The organism is Limnoglobus roseus (assembly GCF_008254045.1).
Classification (GTDB): Bacteria; Planctomycetota; Planctomycetia; order Gemmatales; family Gemmataceae; genus Limnoglobus; species Limnoglobus roseus.
In genome coordinates this window covers 3,540,539-3,559,239 of the sequence record NZ_CP042425.1, presented here as the reverse complement: position 1 = coordinate 3,559,239, position 18,701 = coordinate 3,540,539, and the positions used below count along the sequence as shown (strand labels likewise).

The following is an 18,701-nucleotide window of genomic DNA, read 5'->3' as shown; positions in this document are numbered from 1 at the left end:
CAAAGAGTGGTTGACATGGGTTGAGACCAAATCACCCTCGCCGCACACGCCACCCAACCCAAACAGTAGATGGGGATGAACGCTGGTTGCCGGAGAGGGTGGGTGTGGTCACCATCAACAGGACCACACCTTCGAGGACCAGCCATGCCCGCGGCAACGACGACCGGCCCCGTTTTCGTGGGCCTGGACTACCACACCCTGTCCGTCCAGGTGTGCGCCCTGGACCGCGGCGGCCGCGTGTTGCTCAACCAGAGTTGCGCGAACGACTGGCGGGCCATCCGCGACGCCGTCGCCCGGTTCGGCACCGACGTGCGGGCGGCCATCGAGGCGTGCAGCGGGTCGGCCGATCTGGCCGAGGAACTGGTGACCAAAGCCGGGTGGCTGGTCGACCTGGCCCACCCCGGGTATGTGGCCCGCATGAAGGGCAACCCGGACAAGACGGACTACTCGGACGCCAAGATGCTCGCCGACCTGGAGCGGGTCGGGTACCTGCCCAAGGTGTGGCACGCCCCGGCCGAGGTCCGCGAACTGCGACGGCTCGTCCGGTACCGCCAGCAGCTCGTCGGCGAGCGGCGGAACGTCAAGCTGCGGATCGGGGCCCTGCTCCGCGACAACCGGGTAGCCGCCCCCGAGGGCGTGAACCCGTGGACGGTGGCGTGGCTGACGTGGCTGACCCGCGACGCCGCCCTGAGCGAGCAGACGCGGTGGGTGATGGACCGGCACCTGGGCCGCCTGAAGGCCCTGGCCGGCGACGTCAAGGCGGCCGAGCAACGCCTGGCCCAGGTCACCGCCGAGGATGCCCTGGTCGTGAATCTGCTGACGATGAAGGGGATCGGCCTGGTCACGGCGGCCACCATCCGGGCCGAGATCGGGCGGTTCGACCGGTTCCGGACGGGCAAGCAGGCGGCCCGGTTCTGCGGGCTGTCGCCGCGGAACGCGTCGAGCGGCCAGAAGCAGGCCGACGCCGGGCTGATCAAGGCCGGCAACCCGCAGCTGCGGGTCGTGCTCATCGAGGCCGCCCACCGGCTGGTGCGGTACGACGCCCGGTGGAAGAAACTGGCGGCCGACATGAAGGGCCGGGGCAAGCCGGGGAGCGTGGTGGCCGCGGCCGTCGCCAACCGGTGGGTGCGGTGGCTGTTCCATCAGGTGCAGCCGGTGAAGGCGGCGGCGTAACGAGCCAAGAGCTGGCGAGGAGAAGAGGAGAACCACTGCGAGCCCGCGGTGTGACGACGCGCTCGGTCTAGTCCTGGGTTGCCGACCCGTCGGCCACTCGACTGTAGTTGGGGCAGTCGTCACCCGCTCGGAACCGACCCACTTGGGCTACGGGTTCACCCCGGATGCTCGGATCGAAGACTGGGCTGCACGCGGTGGCTTGAACGAATCGACTCGCTTGCTGTTGACAATCGGCCGGCGTTCATCGAAGTGACTAGTAAGAGTAATGGTGGCAAGCACAATACAGGCACTCCCACCCACCGTGGCAGGTTCTGGTAAGCCCACCAAGCAATGAGAAGCAGTATAGAGGAGGCCGTTACCCCGAGACCCAACTCAGTTTCGTAGTGCGGGTATCGGTAGCCCATGGATATGCTCTGAGTATAACCGCTGTGCCCCTGCGGGCTACTGTAGGCGGTCTTCGCCGTATGGACACTCTTTGAGATGCCCGTCCTTCCCCACGTCGTTCGCGTCGGCTTGCGGGCACTCGCGGCCCACCGGCTGCGATCGATGCTCACGGCCCTCGGCATCGTCCTCGGCGTCGCGTCGGTCATCGTCATGCTCGCCGTCGGCGAGGCGGCCCGGTATCAGGCCCTCAAGCAACTCGAAGACCTCGGCGCGAACACCATCCTCCTCCGCAGCGTCAAGCCGGCCGAGGACCAGTCCGAGCGGAAGGGGGCTGACCTGTTCGCCTACGGGCTGACGTACGCCGACCTGGAGCGCATCCGCGTGACGGTGCCGACCGTCACGTCGGCCACGCCGACGCGGGAGTTTCGCAAGACGATCCGCCACCGGCAGCACAAGCTCGAAGTCCGCCTCGTCTCGGTCACGCCGGCGTTCTTCCGGCAGAACAACATCAACGTCGTCCGCGGTCGCGGCATCGAGGCGGCCGACGAGGTGAAGCTCGACAACGTCGCCGTCATCGGGGCGAGTGCGGCCGACGCCCTCTTCCCCACCGAGGACGCCATCGGCAAGAGCATCGGCGTGGACGGCCTCGGCGATGCCATCACGTTCACGATCATCGGCGTCACGGAAGACAAGAAACTCGCGGCCGGCAGCATCGGCGGCGGCGACACGGAGTTCGCCCGCGTGCTGTTTATTCCGTTCGCCACCGACCGTGCTCGGATCGGCCGGGAACTCATCACGTTCAAGAACGGGTTCAACATCGAACGGCTCGACATGAGCCAGATCACCGTCTCAGTGGACGCCCTCGACAACGTGCCGCGGACGGCGGCGGTGCTGCAATCACTGCTCGACCAGTACCACCCGCAGAAGGACGTTCAGGCGTTCGTGCCGTTGGAATTGTTGCGGAAGGCCGAGGAGACACAACGGCTGTTCACACTCATCCTCGGGGCCATCGCCGGCATCTCGCTCGTCGTCGGCGGCATCGGCATCATGAACATTATGCTGGCGACCGTCACGGAGCGGACCCGCGAGATCGGCATTCGCCGGGCGCTCGGCGCGAAGCGGCGGGACATCGCCACGCAGTTCCTGGTCGAGACGCTGGTGCTGTCGTGCGGCGGCGGCCTCTTCGGCATCGCCCTCGGCGTCGGTTTGGCCTACGGCCTGCAATCGACGTTTGGCGTGCCGACGATCATCCGCACGTGGTCGCCGGTCGTGGCGTTCAGCGTGTCGGTGTTCGTTGGCCTACTGTCCGGGTTGTACCCGGCGAGACGTGCGGCGAGATTGGACCCGATCGAAGCCCTGCGGCACAGTTGATCGCATCAGCCCCCGCGGCGGACGTGCCAGCAGCGGGTCAGGTAGCGGTCCACCAGTGTCCCCGGCAGGCGGTCCAGGTACGACAGGAACGCTCCGAGAACGGCGACCGCGTTTCGCCGGCGGACCTTCCCGCGTGCCAGTCGCAGGAACGCCTGCGGCACCTTCGCCAGCAGCAGGAAGCCGGCCCACACCGCGAGGAATGCATCGGCGTTGCGGAGGCTGGCGAGCGCCCGGTTGCGGTCCACGTGGAAGCGGAAGACCGGCGACTCCCCGCCGGCCGCAGCCCCGTGAACGTGCCGCACGAGCGACCGCGGGGCCGCGACCGCGTGCATGCCGGTCAGTTCGTTCCGCCACCCGGCGTCGAGGTCTTCGTAGTAGAGGAAGTAGTCCGGGTCGAGGACGTTGCCGGCCGCGTCCTTCCGCAGCACGACGGCCGCCCCGCACCCGGCGAACACCGGCCCGCCGGCCTCGAACTGCCCGCCGTCGCGGAGTTCGAAGCCCGCGTCCATCCCCCGGCCGTCGCGGAGCAGGCACAGCCCCGCACTGTTCATCACGTCCGGCCGGTCGGCGAACACGAGTTTCGACGCCGGCGTGTGGCCGGGATGTTCGGCCGTCGCACGGAGGAGTTCTTCCAGCCAGTACGGGTCGGGGATGGTGTCGTTGTTGAGGAGGATAACCGTGTCGCCGTGGGCGTAGCGGGCGGCGACGTTGTTGCCCTCGGCGAAGCCGAGGTTTTCGGACGAGCGAACGAGCCGGACCCACGGGAAGCGAGTCGGAATGCCGTCGGCGGAGCCGTCGCGGGAGGCGTTGTCGAGGACGATGACTTCGAAGCGGTATCGCGGAACGGTCTGCCGTTCGAGGGCGGTCAGACACGCGGAGAGGTGCGGCCCGCCGTTGTAGTTGACGATCAAAATGCCGACGGGGTCGGCGGTCACGCGGCCGCGGCCCCACCAGCCGACTTTTGAGGCTTCACGCTATCCTGGTAGGCCCGCACCACCTTGTCGGCGGGGCCGGCCATGCGCACGCGGCCCTGCTCCATCCACAGCACGCGGTCGCACATCCCCCCGATGGAGTTCAGGTCGTGGCTGACCATCACCATCACGCGGGCGTTGGCCATCATCTGCTTCATGCGCTCCTTCGCCTTGATCTGGAACGCGAGGTCGCCGACGCTGAGAACTTCGTCGATGAGCAGCACTTCGGGTTCGACCGCCGTCGCCACAGAGAAGGCCAACCGCACCAACATGCCGGCCGAGTAGTACCGCACCGGCGTGTCGAGGAACTCGCCGAGATCGCTGAACTCTTCGATCTCCTGCTGCTTGGCCCGCAGAGTCCGCGGCGTTTCCCCCTGGAGGAAGGCCCGGTAGCGGATGTTCTCCCGGCCGGTCGCGTCCGACTCGAACCCGAGCGAGATGTCGAACAGCGAGCAGATCTTCCCCTCAACGGTCAGTTGCCCGCTCGACGGCGGGTAGATGCCGGCGAGCGTCTTGAGGAGGGTGCTCTTGCCCGCCCCGTTGTGGCCGATGACGCCGATCCGATCGCCGTCGGTGGCCGACAGGTTCAGGTCCACAAGCGCCGGCACGCGGATCAGCGGGTTGCGGCTCTTCAGGAACATCCCGTTGAGCAGGAATTCCTTCAGCGAGATTCGCGTCGCCTTCCGCAGGGCGAACGTGAGGGACAGGTTCTTCAGTTCGATCTTGGCCATCGGTGAGTCTCGGCGTTCTTCGGGGTGGGTCGGCGGGACGGCACGGCGACGATTACAGTTGGAAAATGAGGCGCTTTTGCAGCCACGCCATCGTGCAGCACGCGAGGCCGAAGAGGGCCGTTGTGAGGGTGGTGAGCACGAAGTATGCGTCCGGCGGCACCGGCGACCCGTCGGCCAGCGGGTGGCTAATGACCATCAGGAATTGTGCGGCGGGGTTCAGGTCGAGCATCCACGGGCCGATCTTCTCGACCACGAGGGTCGGCTTGTACATGATCGGCGTCAGGAAGAACAGCAACTGCGTGCCGATTTCGACGAGGTGCTTGGTGTCGTGGAAGTACGCCCCGGCGAACGCGGAGATCGTGGCGATGCTCCAGCAGAAGACGACCAACAGCAAGACCGCCGGGATGACCGCAACGAGTCGGTACAGCACGTCCGTCGATCCCTTCAACACCATCACCGTCACGACCACGAGGACCAGCGAGATCATGAAGTGAATGAACGTGCCGAGGACGATTCGGAGCGGGTAGATGCTAAACGGCAGCGGGGCTTGCCGGATGTACGACTCGCCCCGAACGAACGCATCGCACCCGTACAGAAGAGACTCTTTGATGAAGTTCCAGACGGCCAGCCCGGCGAGCAGGAACGGGGCGAAGTCGCGCCAGTCCGCGACGCCCATGATCGTGCCGAAAGCGATGCAGAAGACGACCGTCATCGCCAGCGGGTTGAGCATCGACCAGCCGATGCCCAACAGCGACCGCCGGTAGCGGTTGCGGAAGTCCAGTTGGACGAGCGAGCCCCAAAAGTATCGGAACTGCCAAACTTGTTTCAGATGCTGGATCATCCGTGATCCCGTGGTGATGGTCGAGTAGAGGGGCCAAGAGTGAAGAATCTACCGCTTTCCCACCAGCCTGCCTAGACCACTTTCATCCGGCAAATCCTTCGCAATCGGCAAATTGAGGACGCCTTGCGCATTCGCGCTTCCCGACATATCATTCACCATCTCCGATACTCCAATCCCTTCAGGCGGCACCCGTGGAACATTCGGTCATCACTGGCGACTGCATCACCGCCCTTGCGAGGCTGCCCGCGGCTTCCGCGGACTTGGTCTTCGCCGACCCGCCGTTCAACATCGGCTACGAGTACGACGTGTACCACGACCGCCGCACCGGCGGCGACTACCTCGCGTGGACGGAGGCGTGGCTGGCGGCCGTGAAGCGCGTGCTGAAGCCGACCGGGTCGGTGTTCGTGGCCATCGGCGACGAGTACGCGGCAGAGCACAAGGTCCGGCTCGACGCCCTCGGCTTGACGATGCGAAATTGGATCATCTGGCACTACACGTTCGGCGTGAACTGCACGAAGAAATTCAACCGCAGTCACGCCCACATCTTCTACTACGTGGCCGACCCGAACCGCTTCACGTTCAACCCCGACCCGGTGCGGGTGCCGTCGGCCCGCATGACGACCTACGCCGACCGCCGGGCCAACCCCGTCGGCAAACTCCCCGACGACACCTGGGTGCTAAGGCCGCAGGAAACCGACGATCACTTCCAGCCGGAGTCGGACACCTGGAACGTCCCCCGTGTCTGCGGCACCTTCAAGGAGCGGTTGAAGCACCCGTGCCAGATGCCAGAGGCGGTGCTGGAGCGGATCATCAAGGCGGCGTCGAACCCCGGCGATTTGGTCCTCGACCCGTTTGCCGGCAGCGGCACAACGCTGGCCGTGGCGAAAAAGTTGGGCCGCCGGGCGATGGGGGTGGAACTGTCCGAGGAGTACGCCGACGCCGTGCGGAAGCGGTTGCAGCAGATCGAATTCACGGAACCGGAAGTAGAAGTCACACCGAAGAAGCGGAAGTTGAGCCGGACTGCGAAGTAGCCGCCGTCTCGTCCAACCACGCCGCATCCAGCTTCAGGTCGTTCAGCAGCAGCCGGCTCGTGATGCGGGCCGATTCGTAGATGACCGGCAGGCCGCTACCGGGGTGAGTGCCGCCGCCGACGAGGTAGACATTGCCCAAGTCCTCGAAGCGGTTCCGCGGGCGGAAGTGGAGCATCTGTCCGAGGTTGTGGGCCAAGTTGAACGTCGCCCCTCGGTACACGGCGTAATCATCCTGCCACATCTGCGGCGTAACCACCTTCTCAAAGCGAATCCGCTTCTCCACGTCCGTGATGCCGACCTTCGGCAGTTGCCGCAGCACCGTTTCACGGAACTTCGCCTTCGCCGCCGGCCAGTTCACGTTCTCGTGCAGGTTCGTCACCGGGGCGAGGACGTACAGCGTGCTCATGCCGGGCGGTGCGAGCGTCGGGTCGGTGACACTCGCGTTTTGTACGTAGAACGAGGTGTCGTTGGTCAGCACGCGGTTCGTCTCGATGTCCGCGAGGTTGCCGACGTAGTCCTTCGCCGTGTAGATCGTGTGGTGCGGCACGTCGTCGTACCGGCCGTCGAGGCCGAGGTAGAGCATGAAGGTGCTGCACGAGAACTTCTTCTTCGCGATCTTCGTGTCGGTCCACCGTCGCCGAATCGCGTTCGGCACGAGCGTCGTCATCGCGTGCGCGAAGTCGGCGTTCACGACCACCGCGTCGGCGAGGTACGTGTCGCGGTCGGTTTTCACACCGACACACTTCTTTCCGTCGAAGAGCATCTCGGTGACGGGCTCATTCAGATGGAACTCGACGCCCATCTCGGCGGCAACGCGGGCCATGCCCTCGGACACGGCCGAACAGCCGCCGGTCGGGTGCCAGACGCCGAAGTCGTATTCGAGGTACGACAGAATGCTGAACAGGCTGGGGCAGTTGAACGGCGACATGCCGAGGTACTTCGACTGGAACGTGAACGCCAGCCGCACCCGCGGGTCGCGAAAGTAGCGGCTCAGCTCACCCTCGACCGACCGCCACGGCGCGAGCACGGGCAACAGCTTCAGCAGCGAAAGTTTGAAGAGATCACGCCACCCCAGGAACGGGCTTTCCAGGCACGGGCGGAAGAGTTCCAGTTTCACGCGGTTGTCGTCGATGAACCGCTTCACGTTCGCGGCGTCGTCGGCCGACAGTTTCCGCACCTCGGCGGCCATCTTCTCCAGGTCCGGCGAGCAAACGAGGTCGCCACCGCTGCCGAAGACTAGCCGGTACTGCGGATCGAGCCGCGTCATCGGGATATCGCTTTTCAGGTCGCGACCGATGAGCCGAAAGATGCGTTCGAGGACTTGCGGGTAGAGGAAGAATGTCGGCCCCAAGTCGAAGCGGAATCCCTGCTCTTCAATCGCGGAACACCGCCCGCCGACGCGCGGCAATCGTTCGAGAACGCGAACTTTAACGCCGGCGTTCGCGAGCAGAAGCGCGGCCGCCAGCCCGCCGGGACCGGCCCCGATGATGACGACAGACTTCGCGGACGCAGGAAGCAGGGCGGTTGGCATGGAGACATGATAGGCGGGGAGGGTTGGGGCGTTTCAACCCGCCGGGCGGATGCGGAGGTCGGCACACGCGGTCGTGTGGCTGGCTTCCAAGTCGAGCGGCACCGGCACGTCCATTCCGAGCAGCCAGAGGGGGACCGTGGGAAGCGGTCGGCCGATTTCCAGGGCCGACGGCCAAGCGAGTAACCGCCCGTCAGCGTCCCGCCTGACGGGGCGATACCCGACCGCCGACAGCGAACCCCCTACCGGACCAGCTTCGATCGCGAGGGCCGTGAGCAACTCGACGTGAAGGTCGGCCCGCCGGGTCGTCACCACGTCCACCACGACCAGCCCGCAGCCGTGCCGCAGGCGGTCCACGCACTTTGCCGTGAAGGCGTCGCGGGCCTGTGGCCGGTCCTTGTTCCGCGGGCTGACCAACTCAATAGCGGCGGCCAACCGCGGGTCGCCGTCGTCGGTGAAGACTTCGACCCGCACATCGTCCGTGCCCATCCACTCGACAGCGACCGTCAACGCCGGCTCCGTGACGGCCCACGCTTGCGGGGCTGAGGGCGTGCCGTCTTGCAAGGCGGCCACGTCGATCTCGGACGGACCGTCACGGTCGAGGAACGGGGCAGCGTAATACCCGTCCGGCAGCACGCCGGCGTTCAGCAGCCGCGCGATGGCTGCGGCCCACGTGCCGTGGAAGCTCCGCCACGGGTGCGTGCGGCTCAGCGGCGGGTGGAAGTGGTCGAGCAGCGGCATGACCGACTCCGACGAGGATGGCGGCCATTGTACCAGAACGAAAAGGCGAGCGGCCCGACGTGAGCGGGCCGTGTCTGCGGATGTCAAGACACGGCCCGCTCACGTCGGGCCGCTCGCCCGGTTGAACGCTGTGTAGACTTCAAGTAGATCGGTGTTTGTACTCGTCAAATCCGTAATACTTCGGCCGATCGTCGAGCCGCACGTGCAGCCAGGCCACCCCGTAGCCGGCGGTACTCAGCCAAACCGGCGATGGCCCAAGTCGCCGAGCCATCGCCGCCCCGACTGCCTGCCAGAAGGCGTGCCATTGAGCCTCGGGAGCGAGACGAACAAACGCGGCCAAGTGCCCGTAAGCCGACGCATCCGCGGCCGGGCACGGCACGATGAGAATCGCATCACCGCCGAGATTGGGGAAGGCGGCAACGCCGTTCAGGGCCGTCGTGAAGTGCGGTGCGAATGCTTCCCGATCGGGCCTGCGGGCCAGTCCTGGGCTGCTCAAGGTCACGAATTCGAACGGTCGCGATGCCGTGTCGGTCGTGACCGGCGGCGTCTCCCAACGGAACTCAGCGTAGGGGGCAGCGGCCAACGTCGCGTTGAAGAGTGCCCGAAAATCGGCATCGTCCTGCCAAGCACGGATGACCTCCGCAAAGGTCGCCGCACGGGAGGTGAGGGTGACCGCGAACCGCCGCCCGCGGTTGCCCGGGAGTTCTTCGCTGTCAACCGTCCACATCGTCATGACGTCCCCTCCGACTTCCTGTATCCGTTGACCCGGCGAGCCGAGCGGCTTAAGCCGCCGGGTGTCGCGATATTAGTGGGACGTGCCGGCCAGCATCGAAGTAGGTCGGCGTTTCAATACCCGGCGGCGTAACAGAAGCCCGGTGACAACAAGACTCACGGCAACAGTCAGAATCAGGCCGAGGTCGTTTCTCAGCCGGCTTTCAATCGGCCGGGTTTGCGATCTGATTTCGCCCGTGCGATAGTCGAACACCGTGGTGAAGCTGTCACGGGTTCGAATCTCAAGCGTGTTCTCTTCGGTATAGGCTGAAATCGACTGGTACCAACGGCCATCGGGTAACAACGCCGGGTAAGGCACGACTTCATCTACCTGACGGCTCCAAATCGACTTTCCGTTCGCGTACACCTCAATCACCCTCGCTTGCAACCACTCGTGCCTGTCAAGGTGTGGCGGACTGCCGCTGACGAGGCCCAGATACCCGCTTCGGAACCAGACCAGGTGGACGCCATCTTTGAGGACCAGCAGATTCTCTGGCCAGTCAATCCAATCAACCGTCCAGAGCGGGTTCACTGGATCGTCAACACGGTACAAGCCAGACGCCTTGTACTTCTTGTGAATCTCGCGCTGGGGAGCGGCGTATTCCTCGATGAAGTGGCTCAAGTTCCCATCGTCCGTCCGCATGACAAAAACGAACTTCTCGCCCACTGGCCGGACGAAACTGTGATACGGAGCCGGCTTGGTAGCCGTTGCCGGACTTGAGGTGGTTAATAACCCGACGACTGCCAGCAGTATCAGGACGGGTTGTGGATTCTTCATCGGACATCCGTCGAAGTGGAAATGACATCGCCCCATCATCTCTGATGGGGCGACGGAGGAATTTATTCCCTGCATTACTGGAAGAAGTTACTTCACTTCCACCACCTTCACGCCCAGGTTCTTCACCAGGAACGCCCACTGGTCGGCCGTTTCTTCGATCACCTTCGTTGTCGGCTTGCCGGCTCCGTGGCCGGCCTTCGTCTCGATTCTCGCCAGGACCGGAGCGTCGCCGGACTGACTGTATTGCAGTTTCGCAATGAACTTGAAACTGTGCCCGGGCACCACGCGGTCGTCGGTGTCGGCCGTCGTTACAAGGGTCGCGGGGTACTTCGTGCCGGGCTTCAGGTTGTGGTAGGGGCTGTAGGCGTACAGGGCCTTGAACTGCTCCGGGTCGGCACTGCTGCCGTAGTCGTCCACCCAGAAGCGGCCGGCCGTGAAGTTCTGGAAGCGGAGCATGTCCATCACGCCGACGGCCGGCAGGCACGCGCCGAACAGGTCCGGCCGTTGCGTCATGCACGCCCCGACGAGCAGGCCGCCGTTGCTGCCGCCCTGGATGCCGATCTTCTTCGGCGACGTGTACTTCTCCTTGATGAGGTACTCGGCCGCACCGATGAAGTCGTCGAAGACGTTCTGTTTGGTCAGCTTTGTACCGGCCCGGTGCCAGGCGTCGCCGTACTCACCGCCACCGCGGAGGTTCGCCACGGCCAACACGCCGCCCATCTCCATCCACTGGACGCGACTCGTCGAGAACGACGGCGGCAGCGAGATGTTGAAGCCGCCGTAGCCGTAGAGCAGCACGGGGTTCGTGCCGTCCATCGGGATGCCCTTCTTGTGGGCGATGAACATGGGGATTTTCGTGCCGTCCTTGCTCGGGTAGAAGACCTGCTTCACCTCGTAGTCGGCCGGGCTGAACTTCACCTTCGCCTGGCGGAGCAGCTTGCTCTCGCCGGTGGACATGTCGTAGCGAAAGATGCTCGGCGGCGTGGTGAAGCTGGCGAACGTGTAGAACGTCTCAGGGTCGCGCGCCTTGCCGCCGAAGCCGCCGGCCGAGCCGATGCCCGGCAGGGCCACGTCGCGGAAGAACTTACCGTCCACATCGTGGATCTTCACCACGGTCTTCGCGTCCTTCAGGTAGCTGACCGCGAACTTGCCGCCGACGAGCGTGGCGCTCTGGATCACGTCGGCGCTTTCCGGCAGGACCGTCTTCCAGACCTTCGGGTCCGGGTTCTTCGTGTCGATCGCCACGATCTGGTACTTCGGGGCCTGCCAGTCGGTCTGGAAGTAGAAGACCGAGTCGATGTTGTCGATCAGCCCCCACTTGTTCTCCTGGTTGTCGATGAGGGCCACCGGCTTGGCCGCCGGGTTTTCCAGGCTCTGGAACAACACTTTCGTTTTCCGGCTGGTGGTGCCGTCGCTGACGTAGATGACCAGGTACTTGCCGTCGTCGGTGACGCCGGCGCTGATGTTCCACGTCGGGTGGGCCGGCAGTTCGTAGACCAGCGTGTCCTCGGCCTGCGGGGTGCCGAGTTTGTGGAAGTAGAGTTTCTGGTCGACGTTCAAGCTCTGGAACGCGGCCCCCTTCGCAGGCTCCGGGAAGCGGCTGTAGTAGAAGCCCTTCGCGTCCTTCGTCCACGCGGCCGAGGAGAATTTCACCCACTTCAGTTCGTCGTCCAGCGTCTTGCCGGTGGCCACGTCCAGCACCTTCCAGGTGTTCCAGTCCGACCCGGCTTCCGCGAGGCCATAAGCGACGTGTTTGCCGTCGTCGGACACCTCGAAGCCACTGAGCGCGACGGTGCCGTCCTTACTCAGCTTGTTCGGGTCGAGCAACAGCCGCGGCTCGCCCATCGGCGTGTCCTGCACGTACAGCACGCTCTGGTTCTGGAGGCCGTCGTTCTTGCTGTAGAAGTACTTGCCGCCGTGTTTCGACGGGGCCGAGTACTTCTCGAAGTTGAACAGGTCGGTGATCCGCTGTTTGATGTACGCCCGCTCCGGGATGCCCTCCAGGTAAGCGTTCGTCACCTTGTTCTCGGCTTCCACCCAATCGGCGACGTCCTTCGACGTCCGCACGTCGTCTTCCAGCCACCGGTACGGGTCGGGCACTTTCGTGCCGTGGTAGTCGTCAACGTGTTCGACCTTTTTCGTTTCGGGGTATCGCACTTTCGACTCCTGGGCCGTCCCGATGAACGCGAACCCGAGCACGGCCGCCGCCGCACCGAGCAAACGAGACGAATGCATGAGCGGAACTCCTGTTGTCTGGGCGGGAGGGGGAAGGGTGATGTTACGAATTCCCGCCGCCGGGTCCGGGTGGGGGCGTTTCCTGATTTTACGCCGGTCGAAGCGTTACCGTCACCGCCCCTACGCAAACCCCTTGTCAGGCAAATCGGCAGGAGCGTTTCCGAACCGCAACGTGAGGGGAAAATTGTACCGATTGCAGGGGAAGAAGGGGCTAAAACGTTCTTGCCCGGATATTACTCTTTCGCCTATACTATTAAAACCTCTGCCAGCCCCACATTAGCCCCCGATGGGATCATGAAGAGCGTACGCCCAGACTCTACTTCACATGATACTCTTTCCCAGGCGCCGTCGATGAACGCCTCCAACGACGAAACCAAGGACGCTAAGGACGCTGTGGCCGCGAACGTCAAGCCTGAATCGGACATGCCGGCTTTCGGGCCGCCAAAGAAGCCGACCGAGTTGGGCGTGCTGGGGCGGTACCGCATCCTCAAGGAACTCGGCCGCGGCGGCATGGGCGGGATCTATCTCGGCTACGAGGAACGCCTCCGCCGCCGGGTCGCCCTCAAGGTGATGCTGCCGAAGTTCGCCCAGAACGAGGCGGCGAAGACGCGGTTCAACCGCGAAGCCCTCGCCGCCGCCCAACTCAAGCACGACAACATCGTTACGATCTACGACGCCGACGAATGGAACGGCATCCCGTTCATCGCGATGGAGTACCTTCAGGGGGCGTCCCTCGACGACTTCCTCAAGAAGAACCCCGTCACCGGCGTCTCGCAAGCCCTCCGCGTCGGCCGGGAGGTCTGCTCGGCGTTGGCCGTGGCGCACAAGATGGGCGTCGCCCACCGGGACATCAAGCCGAGCAACATCTGGCTCGAAGCCCCGCTCGGCAAGGCGAAGATTCTCGACTTCGGCCTGGTGAAGTCGCTCAACCCGCTCGACGAGGCGAAGCTGACGACCAGCGGCGCGATCATCGGGTCGCCGGCGTACATGTCGCCGGAGCAGGCCCGCGGCAGCAAGATCGACCACCGGACCGACATCTTCAGCGTCGGGTCGGTTCTCTACCGCATGAGCACCGGCCAACTGCCGTTCCAGGGGGACAACCTCATGGACCTGCTCATGGCCCTCGGCGGCAAGGAACCCCGGCAGGTTACGGAACTCAACCCGAAGGTTCCCAGCGATCTGGCGGCGCTGATCCACAAGATGCTGAGCAAGAACCCGGACGACCGGCCGCAGACGGCCGAGGAGATCGCGGCGGCGTTGCAGCGGATGGCCGACCGCCGGCAGTTCGCGGCGTCGTCGAGTCACGCGATCCCGAAGTCGGCGGCAATCCGCGACACGGCCCCGACCGGCTACACGAACAGCGGCGAACAGGTGGTCGCCCCGATCGAGGTCAACCCGCAGGAAGAAAGCGCCTTCGACCACATCGAAGAGAGTGGCCCGCGTCAGGTGCTGCCGCCCGCGTCGATGGCCGAGACCACGCGGGGGTCTGCCTCGAACACTCTCTCCGACCCGCCGCGGATGCCGGTCGTGGTTTCGCAGGCCGCCTTCCAAAAGAACCGCACGTTCTTCTTCGCCGCCATCGGCATCATCTTCGCCATGGTCTTCGCCCTGACGTTCATCTTGGTCCGCGTCCTGAAGTGACGGCTGGCGAGCGGGGGCGGATGCCCCCGTTTTTTTTCCCGCCTCACCTGCTGCGTAGAAGTGTGATCGATCAACGACTCGGCCCTGAAGGGGCCGTTCATTCCGGCCCCGGGAATGAACGGCCCCTTCAGGGCCGAAATCGTGCGCGTCTCGAACCCAGGCCAGATGACCTGGGCTGAAAGAACCGGCCCTTCACGCCGGGAACCCTTCGACGCTGGCGCTAACGTGCCGTCCGAACCATCCGCTACTTCCCTTCCTTCACCTCGAACTTGATGTCCTTGAACCGCACTTCCGTCGGCCCGCCGCTGTGGACCTGGAACGCGACCAACCCGCTCTTCGCGAGCTTCTCGTCGGTGTAGTCGGCCACCTTCTCGCCGTTGATCCAAATCTTCACGGTCGAGCCGATGGCTTCCACCGTGTACTCGTTCCAGTCGTTCTCCTTGACGAACTTCTCGCCGCCGTCCTTCACCAACAGGCCGCGGCCGCTTTCCTCGTAGAGCTTGCCCCACCAGCCCTTGCCGACGTCGGCCTGCGGGCCGCGCATCTCGCCGCCCTCGATGTTCACGCTGCGGAACTGGATGCCGCTGTTCGCGTCGTTCGGCACGAGCTTCACCTTCACCGTCAGTTTGAAGTCGCTCACTTCGAGCGGGGCCTTCAGGAACGTGTTCTTCTTGAGGCCGGTCTTCGTCTTGCCGACGATCTCTCCGTTCTCGACGCTCCACACGTCCTTGTCGCCGTCCCAACTCGTGATGTCCTTGCCGTTGAAGAACTCCTTCGCGTTCTCGGCCGTCGCCTTCATCGGCACTTGTTGCGGGTGGCGGAGGTACGCGATCAGGTTGCGAACGTCCCGCTCGGTGAGTTGCTTCGTCAGGTCGTTCGGCATCATCGACTCGGCCGATGCCTTGCGGCCGCTCACGTCGCCGACCGGCAGGGTCAGCGTCTCGCGGTCGGTGACGACGGTGAGCGTGGCCTTCGTCTCTTCCTTGATGATGCCGGTAATCACGCGGCCGTCGGCGAGGTCGAGCTTCGTGGCCGCGTACTCCTTCGGGATGACGGCCGACGGGTCGAAGACGTTCTCCAACAGGTAGTCGAGGTTCGCCCGATTGGACCCGGTGATCTCGGGGCCAACCTTGCCGCCGACGCCGTAGAGCGTGTGGCACTGGGCACACACCTTCGCGAAGGTGGCACGGCCCGCGGACAGGTCGGGGTTGTCGGTGAGGGTGAGCTTCTTCTTCCAGTCAGCGATGAGTTTCTTGCGGTCGGCCGGCGTGTCGCGGACGACGCCCCAGACGGTAGTGATCTTCGCGTCGAGCGCCTTGTCGCCGAGATTGCGGAGTTGCCGGATCGTCTCGGCCGGCACGTCGGCACTCGGCACCTTCTTCGCCTCGATCGCGTCGAGCAGGGCTTCGCCGAACTTCGCCCGGCTGGCGAGCGTGGTGATGGCGTCTCGCTTCTCTGCGGCCGTGAAGCCGGCGTAGTCGGCGAGCAGCACGCCCGGCACGCCGTCGTCGGCCACGCGGGCCATGCCGCGGATGGCGGCGCTCCGCATGGCCGGTTCCTTCAGCAATGTCTTCAGTGACTCACTCAGTTTGGCGTGGCCGACATCGAGCAGCGAGTTCAACGCATTCTGCCGAACGGTCGCGTTCGCCTTCGCATCACCAACGACGGCCAGCAACGAGGCCGCCGCCGCCGGGTCGCGAAATGCCACACCGACGGTCAGGGCCGCGGTTCGCACCTCCGCCGATTCGCTCTTGGCGAGCTTCTCGTAAACGGCCGCCCAATTCGCCGGGGCTTTCGCATCGCGGCGGCCCTTCATGCCGTCGGCAAGACCGTGCAGGATGGCGAGTTGCTGGTCGGCCGACTTCGATTCGCCGAGTTGTTTCACGAGGACGGCGAACGCTTCTGCCGTGCCGATGGCGGCGATACGGCGGACGGCGAAGGGGAGCAGTTGAGGGATCGGGCTATCGGCTGCGTACATCAATGCCTTCGCCGGGTCTTTGTCGCACAGCGGTTCGCCTGCGTACCAGTACAGGAACGGGAGTAGTGGGTCGGCGGCATCCTCCTGGTGACGAACCAAATCGCTCAAGTAAGCCCAGCGACGTTCTGGCAGTTCAGGGTCTGCCTTCTGGCACCCGCTCGCTAACGCACGGCGGACCAAAGGTGATGGGTCTTCTTTCGCCATTTTGGCAAGGATCGGGCTGTTGGGTGGGCACAGGAAGTCAATGTCCCCCGCCTGAGCGATCAGTTGGATCGCCCAGGCACGGACGTGTGGGCTTTTGTCACGGAGGGCTTTGAGTTCCCAGTCATGAGTAAGCCCTCCGGCCACGGAGTGTAGTGCCCACAACCCCCGCAAGCGGTTTTGTTCGTCGGCGTCCTCAAACGCCAACTTCGCGAGCTTGTTCCACACTTTCTCCAACCAGAATGCCCCTTCCCCTGGTTTCGACTGGCGATTCTGTTTCTCGGCCATCGCTTTTTCATCGCCTGCTACTTCCGCCCGTTCCTGCAAGATTCGCCGGGCATGCCGCACGTACCACTCGTTCTCGTGCAACTGGTACTTCACCAACTCCTCGTCGCTGCACTTTTGCAGGTCGAGGCCCTTCACCGGCTTCGTGCTGTCGTGGCTGACCTTGAAGATGCGGCCGTTAGTGCGGTCCCAGATTTCGACCTCGTTGCGGTGGCAGACTTGCTTGTCCGACCAGTCGCCGAAGTACAGGTTGCCGTCCGGGCCGGTCTGCATGCCGATGACGATGACCGTGCGGTCGTTGCTCAGCAGGAAGTCCGGGTTGCGGTCGCCCTCGTACCCGCTGCCCTTCGGCGTCACCACGTCGACGTTGATGCGGTGGCCGTGGATGTTGCCCATGAACAGCTTGCCGTTGTACTCCTTCGGCCACGTTCCGCCCTGGTAGCAGATCAGGCCGCTGTGAGCGTGGCCGCCGCCGACGCTGTCGCTGCGGTTGTTGCCGCCGTGCGGGTTGGCCCCGACGTAGTGCCGGTGCTTGGCGATCGTCTTGATGTCGTCGTAGGTGTACGGATTGAAGTGCGGCCCCGCCTGCCGTTGGTACCGGCCCCCCTGCACGATGTGCCACAGGTGCGGGATGACGCATGCCTCCACGAAGAAGTCGCCGACGGCGTTGTAGTCCAGCCCCCACGGGTTGCTGGTGCCGTGGGCGAAGACTTCGAACGTGTGCTTCGTCGGGTGGTACCGCCAGACGCCGGCGTTGATCTTCGTGCGGTCCTTCGCCGGGGTGCCGGGCTTGCCGACGTTGCTGTGCGTGAAGACGCCGTGGCAACCGTAGAGCCAGCCGTCCGGCCCCCAGATGAAGCTGTTCAGCGTCTCGTGCGTGTCCTCCAGGCCCCAGCCGTCGAGCAGAACCTTCGGCTCGCCGGCCTTGTCGCCGTCGAGGATGGGGATGAACACGAAGTACGGGGCCGCCCCGACCCACACGCCGCCGAAGCCGTACTCGATGCCGGAGACGAGGTTCAGCCCTTCGAGGAAGACCGTCCGCTTGTCGAACTTGCCGTCGCCGTCGGTGTCCTCGAAGATCAGAATCTTGTCGCCTTCCTTCCGCAAATTCTCCGGAAGCATCGGCCCGTCGAACGGCTTCCGCTTCGGGTAGCAGAACGCTTCCACCACCCACAGCCGGCCGCGGTCGTCGAAGCACATGGCGATCGGCTGGTGCAGGTCCGGCTCGCCGGCGAACAGGCTCACCTTGAAGCCCGGCGGCACCGTCATGTTCTTGGCCGCGTCTTCCGGCGGCTGCCCGGTATACTTGTAGTCGTCTTGCGACACCGCCGTCGGGCGGGTGGCGACGGCCGGCTTCGCGGCGTGGAAGCGGAAGTCATCGAAGTTCAGGTGCCCCCACCCGGCCGCGCTCTTGTCCACGAGGCGGATCTGAATCTCCTGCCCCTGGACCTTCGCGAGATCGACGGCGACGCGGGCCATCTCCTCGTTCTCCTGGCCGCTGGCCGAGAAGAAGACCTTCTTCGACCCGTCGATCAGTTCGACGACCGTGTCCTTCGTCGGGCCGCCGCCGATGAGGAAGCTGGCCCACGGGTGCGTCACCTTGAACGGCACGCTCGTCAGCGTCCCCTTCGGCTTGTCGCCGTGCTTCTCGTACCCGCCGATCCAGAACTGTCCCTGGTGGTTGCTCTTCATGTCGCCGCGGCGGGCGGCCACGGCGTCGCCCTTCACCGGCTGATCTTTGAAGGCGTCACCGTCGGCGGTCCAGTCCTTAAGCGTGCCGGCTTCGAAGTCGAGGTTCAGCGGCTTGCCATCCGCCCCGACCGGCAGCACGCCGTCGGGGTCCGCGGCGGGGGCGAACAGGAGTATCGAGAGGAGGAGTGCGTTCATCGACGTGATCCGGGGTGGGAGGGAGACTCCCACAGTGATACCCGGAAATCGCGGGGCGAACAAGGGGCTACCTGACGGCGTCCCGGTGAGATCCGCCGGGCCGGTGCAAAATGACGAGCGAGAAACGAAAAAGGCCGGGGCTACGAGAGCCCCG

At 64.7% G+C, this 18,701-nt stretch carries 13 protein-coding genes; 4 read left to right on the top strand and 9 right to left on the bottom strand.

All coding sequences use genetic code 11. The features are described from left to right. Positions 1-144: 144 nt before the first annotated feature. Together PX52LOC_RS14995 and PX52LOC_RS14990 are read left to right on the top strand one after the other, a co-directional pair. Positions 145-1,173 carry an IS110 family RNA-guided transposase gene (locus PX52LOC_RS14995; RefSeq protein WP_149109721.1) on the top strand — a complete coding sequence of 343 codons (1,029 nt, stop codon included), beginning with the start codon at positions 145-147 and terminating at the stop codon, positions 1,171-1,173. Positions 1,174-1,653: 480 nt separating this feature from the next. Further along, entirely contained in the window at positions 1,654-2,928 is a 1,275-nt protein-coding gene (locus tag PX52LOC_RS14990; RefSeq protein ID WP_149110874.1) for an ABC transporter permease, read from the top strand. Positions 2,929-2,933: 5 nt separating this feature from the next. Here PX52LOC_RS14990 and PX52LOC_RS14985 read toward each other — a convergent pair whose 3' ends face one another. From PX52LOC_RS14985 to PX52LOC_RS14975, 3 genes are read right to left on the bottom strand one after another with little or no spacing between them, the layout of a single operon-like run. Next, the gene (locus PX52LOC_RS14985) at positions 2,934-3,863 is read right to left on the bottom strand and encodes a glycosyltransferase family 2 protein (protein WP_149110873.1); all 930 of its coding nucleotides are present in this window, start codon (positions 3,861-3,863) and stop codon (positions 2,934-2,936) included. Beyond that, positions 3,860-4,630, bottom strand: a complete 771-nt coding sequence (locus tag PX52LOC_RS14980; RefSeq protein ID WP_149110872.1) for an ABC transporter ATP-binding protein — start codon at positions 4,628-4,630, stop codon at positions 3,860-3,862. The genes PX52LOC_RS14985 and PX52LOC_RS14980 overlap by 4 nt, the downstream gene beginning before the upstream one ends. 52 nt (positions 4,631-4,682) lie before the next feature. Continuing rightward, positions 4,683-5,471, bottom strand: coding sequence for an ABC transporter permease (locus PX52LOC_RS14975; RefSeq protein WP_149110871.1), 789 nt, complete (start codon positions 5,469-5,471; stop codon positions 4,683-4,685). A gap of 191 nt (positions 5,472-5,662) precedes the next feature. Between PX52LOC_RS14975 and PX52LOC_RS14970 the strand changes: the two genes are divergently transcribed. After that, positions 5,663-6,502: a DNA-methyltransferase gene (locus PX52LOC_RS14970; protein ID WP_178132549.1), complete on the top strand. Its 840-nt coding sequence runs from the start codon at positions 5,663-5,665 to the stop codon at positions 6,500-6,502. On the opposite strand, the gene crtI is transcribed toward PX52LOC_RS14970, so the two are convergent. The 5 genes from crtI to PX52LOC_RS14945 form a co-directional block, all read right to left on the bottom strand. Continuing rightward, positions 6,462-8,033, bottom strand: a complete 1,572-nt coding sequence (gene crtI / locus PX52LOC_RS14965) for a phytoene desaturase family protein (protein WP_149110869.1) — start codon at positions 8,031-8,033, stop codon at positions 6,462-6,464. The genes PX52LOC_RS14970 and crtI overlap by 41 nt on opposite strands. A 33-nt stretch (positions 8,034-8,066) precedes the next feature. After that, entirely contained in the window at positions 8,067-8,771 is a 705-nt protein-coding gene (locus PX52LOC_RS14960; RefSeq protein ID WP_149110868.1) for a hypothetical protein, read from the bottom strand. Positions 8,772-8,910: 139 nt separating this feature from the next. Beyond that, complete coding sequence (locus tag PX52LOC_RS14955) at positions 8,911-9,504, bottom strand: DUF6940 family protein (RefSeq protein ID WP_149110867.1); 594 nt, start codon at positions 9,502-9,504, stop codon at positions 8,911-8,913. Positions 9,505-9,576: 72 nt separating this feature from the next. Further along, complete coding sequence (locus PX52LOC_RS14950) at positions 9,577-10,320, bottom strand: hypothetical protein (protein WP_149110866.1); 744 nt, start codon at positions 10,318-10,320, stop codon at positions 9,577-9,579. 87 nt (positions 10,321-10,407) lie between these two features. Next, on the bottom strand, positions 10,408-12,555 hold the full coding sequence (locus tag PX52LOC_RS14945; protein WP_149110865.1) for a prolyl oligopeptidase family serine peptidase: 2,148 nt from the start codon (positions 12,553-12,555) through the stop codon (positions 10,408-10,410). Between the two features lie 351 nt (positions 12,556-12,906). Between PX52LOC_RS14945 and PX52LOC_RS14940 the strand changes: the two genes are divergently transcribed. Then, positions 12,907-14,196 (top strand): serine/threonine-protein kinase, encoded by a 1,290-nt coding sequence (locus tag PX52LOC_RS14940; RefSeq protein ID WP_168219005.1) that lies wholly within the window; start codon positions 12,907-12,909, stop codon positions 14,194-14,196. Between the two features lie 244 nt (positions 14,197-14,440). On the opposite strand, the gene PX52LOC_RS14935 is transcribed toward PX52LOC_RS14940, so the two are convergent. Beyond that, the gene (locus PX52LOC_RS14935; RefSeq protein WP_149110863.1) at positions 14,441-18,547 is read right to left on the bottom strand and encodes a PVC-type heme-binding CxxCH protein; all 4,107 of its coding nucleotides are present in this window, start codon (positions 18,545-18,547) and stop codon (positions 14,441-14,443) included. Positions 18,548-18,701: the final 154 nt, after the last annotated feature.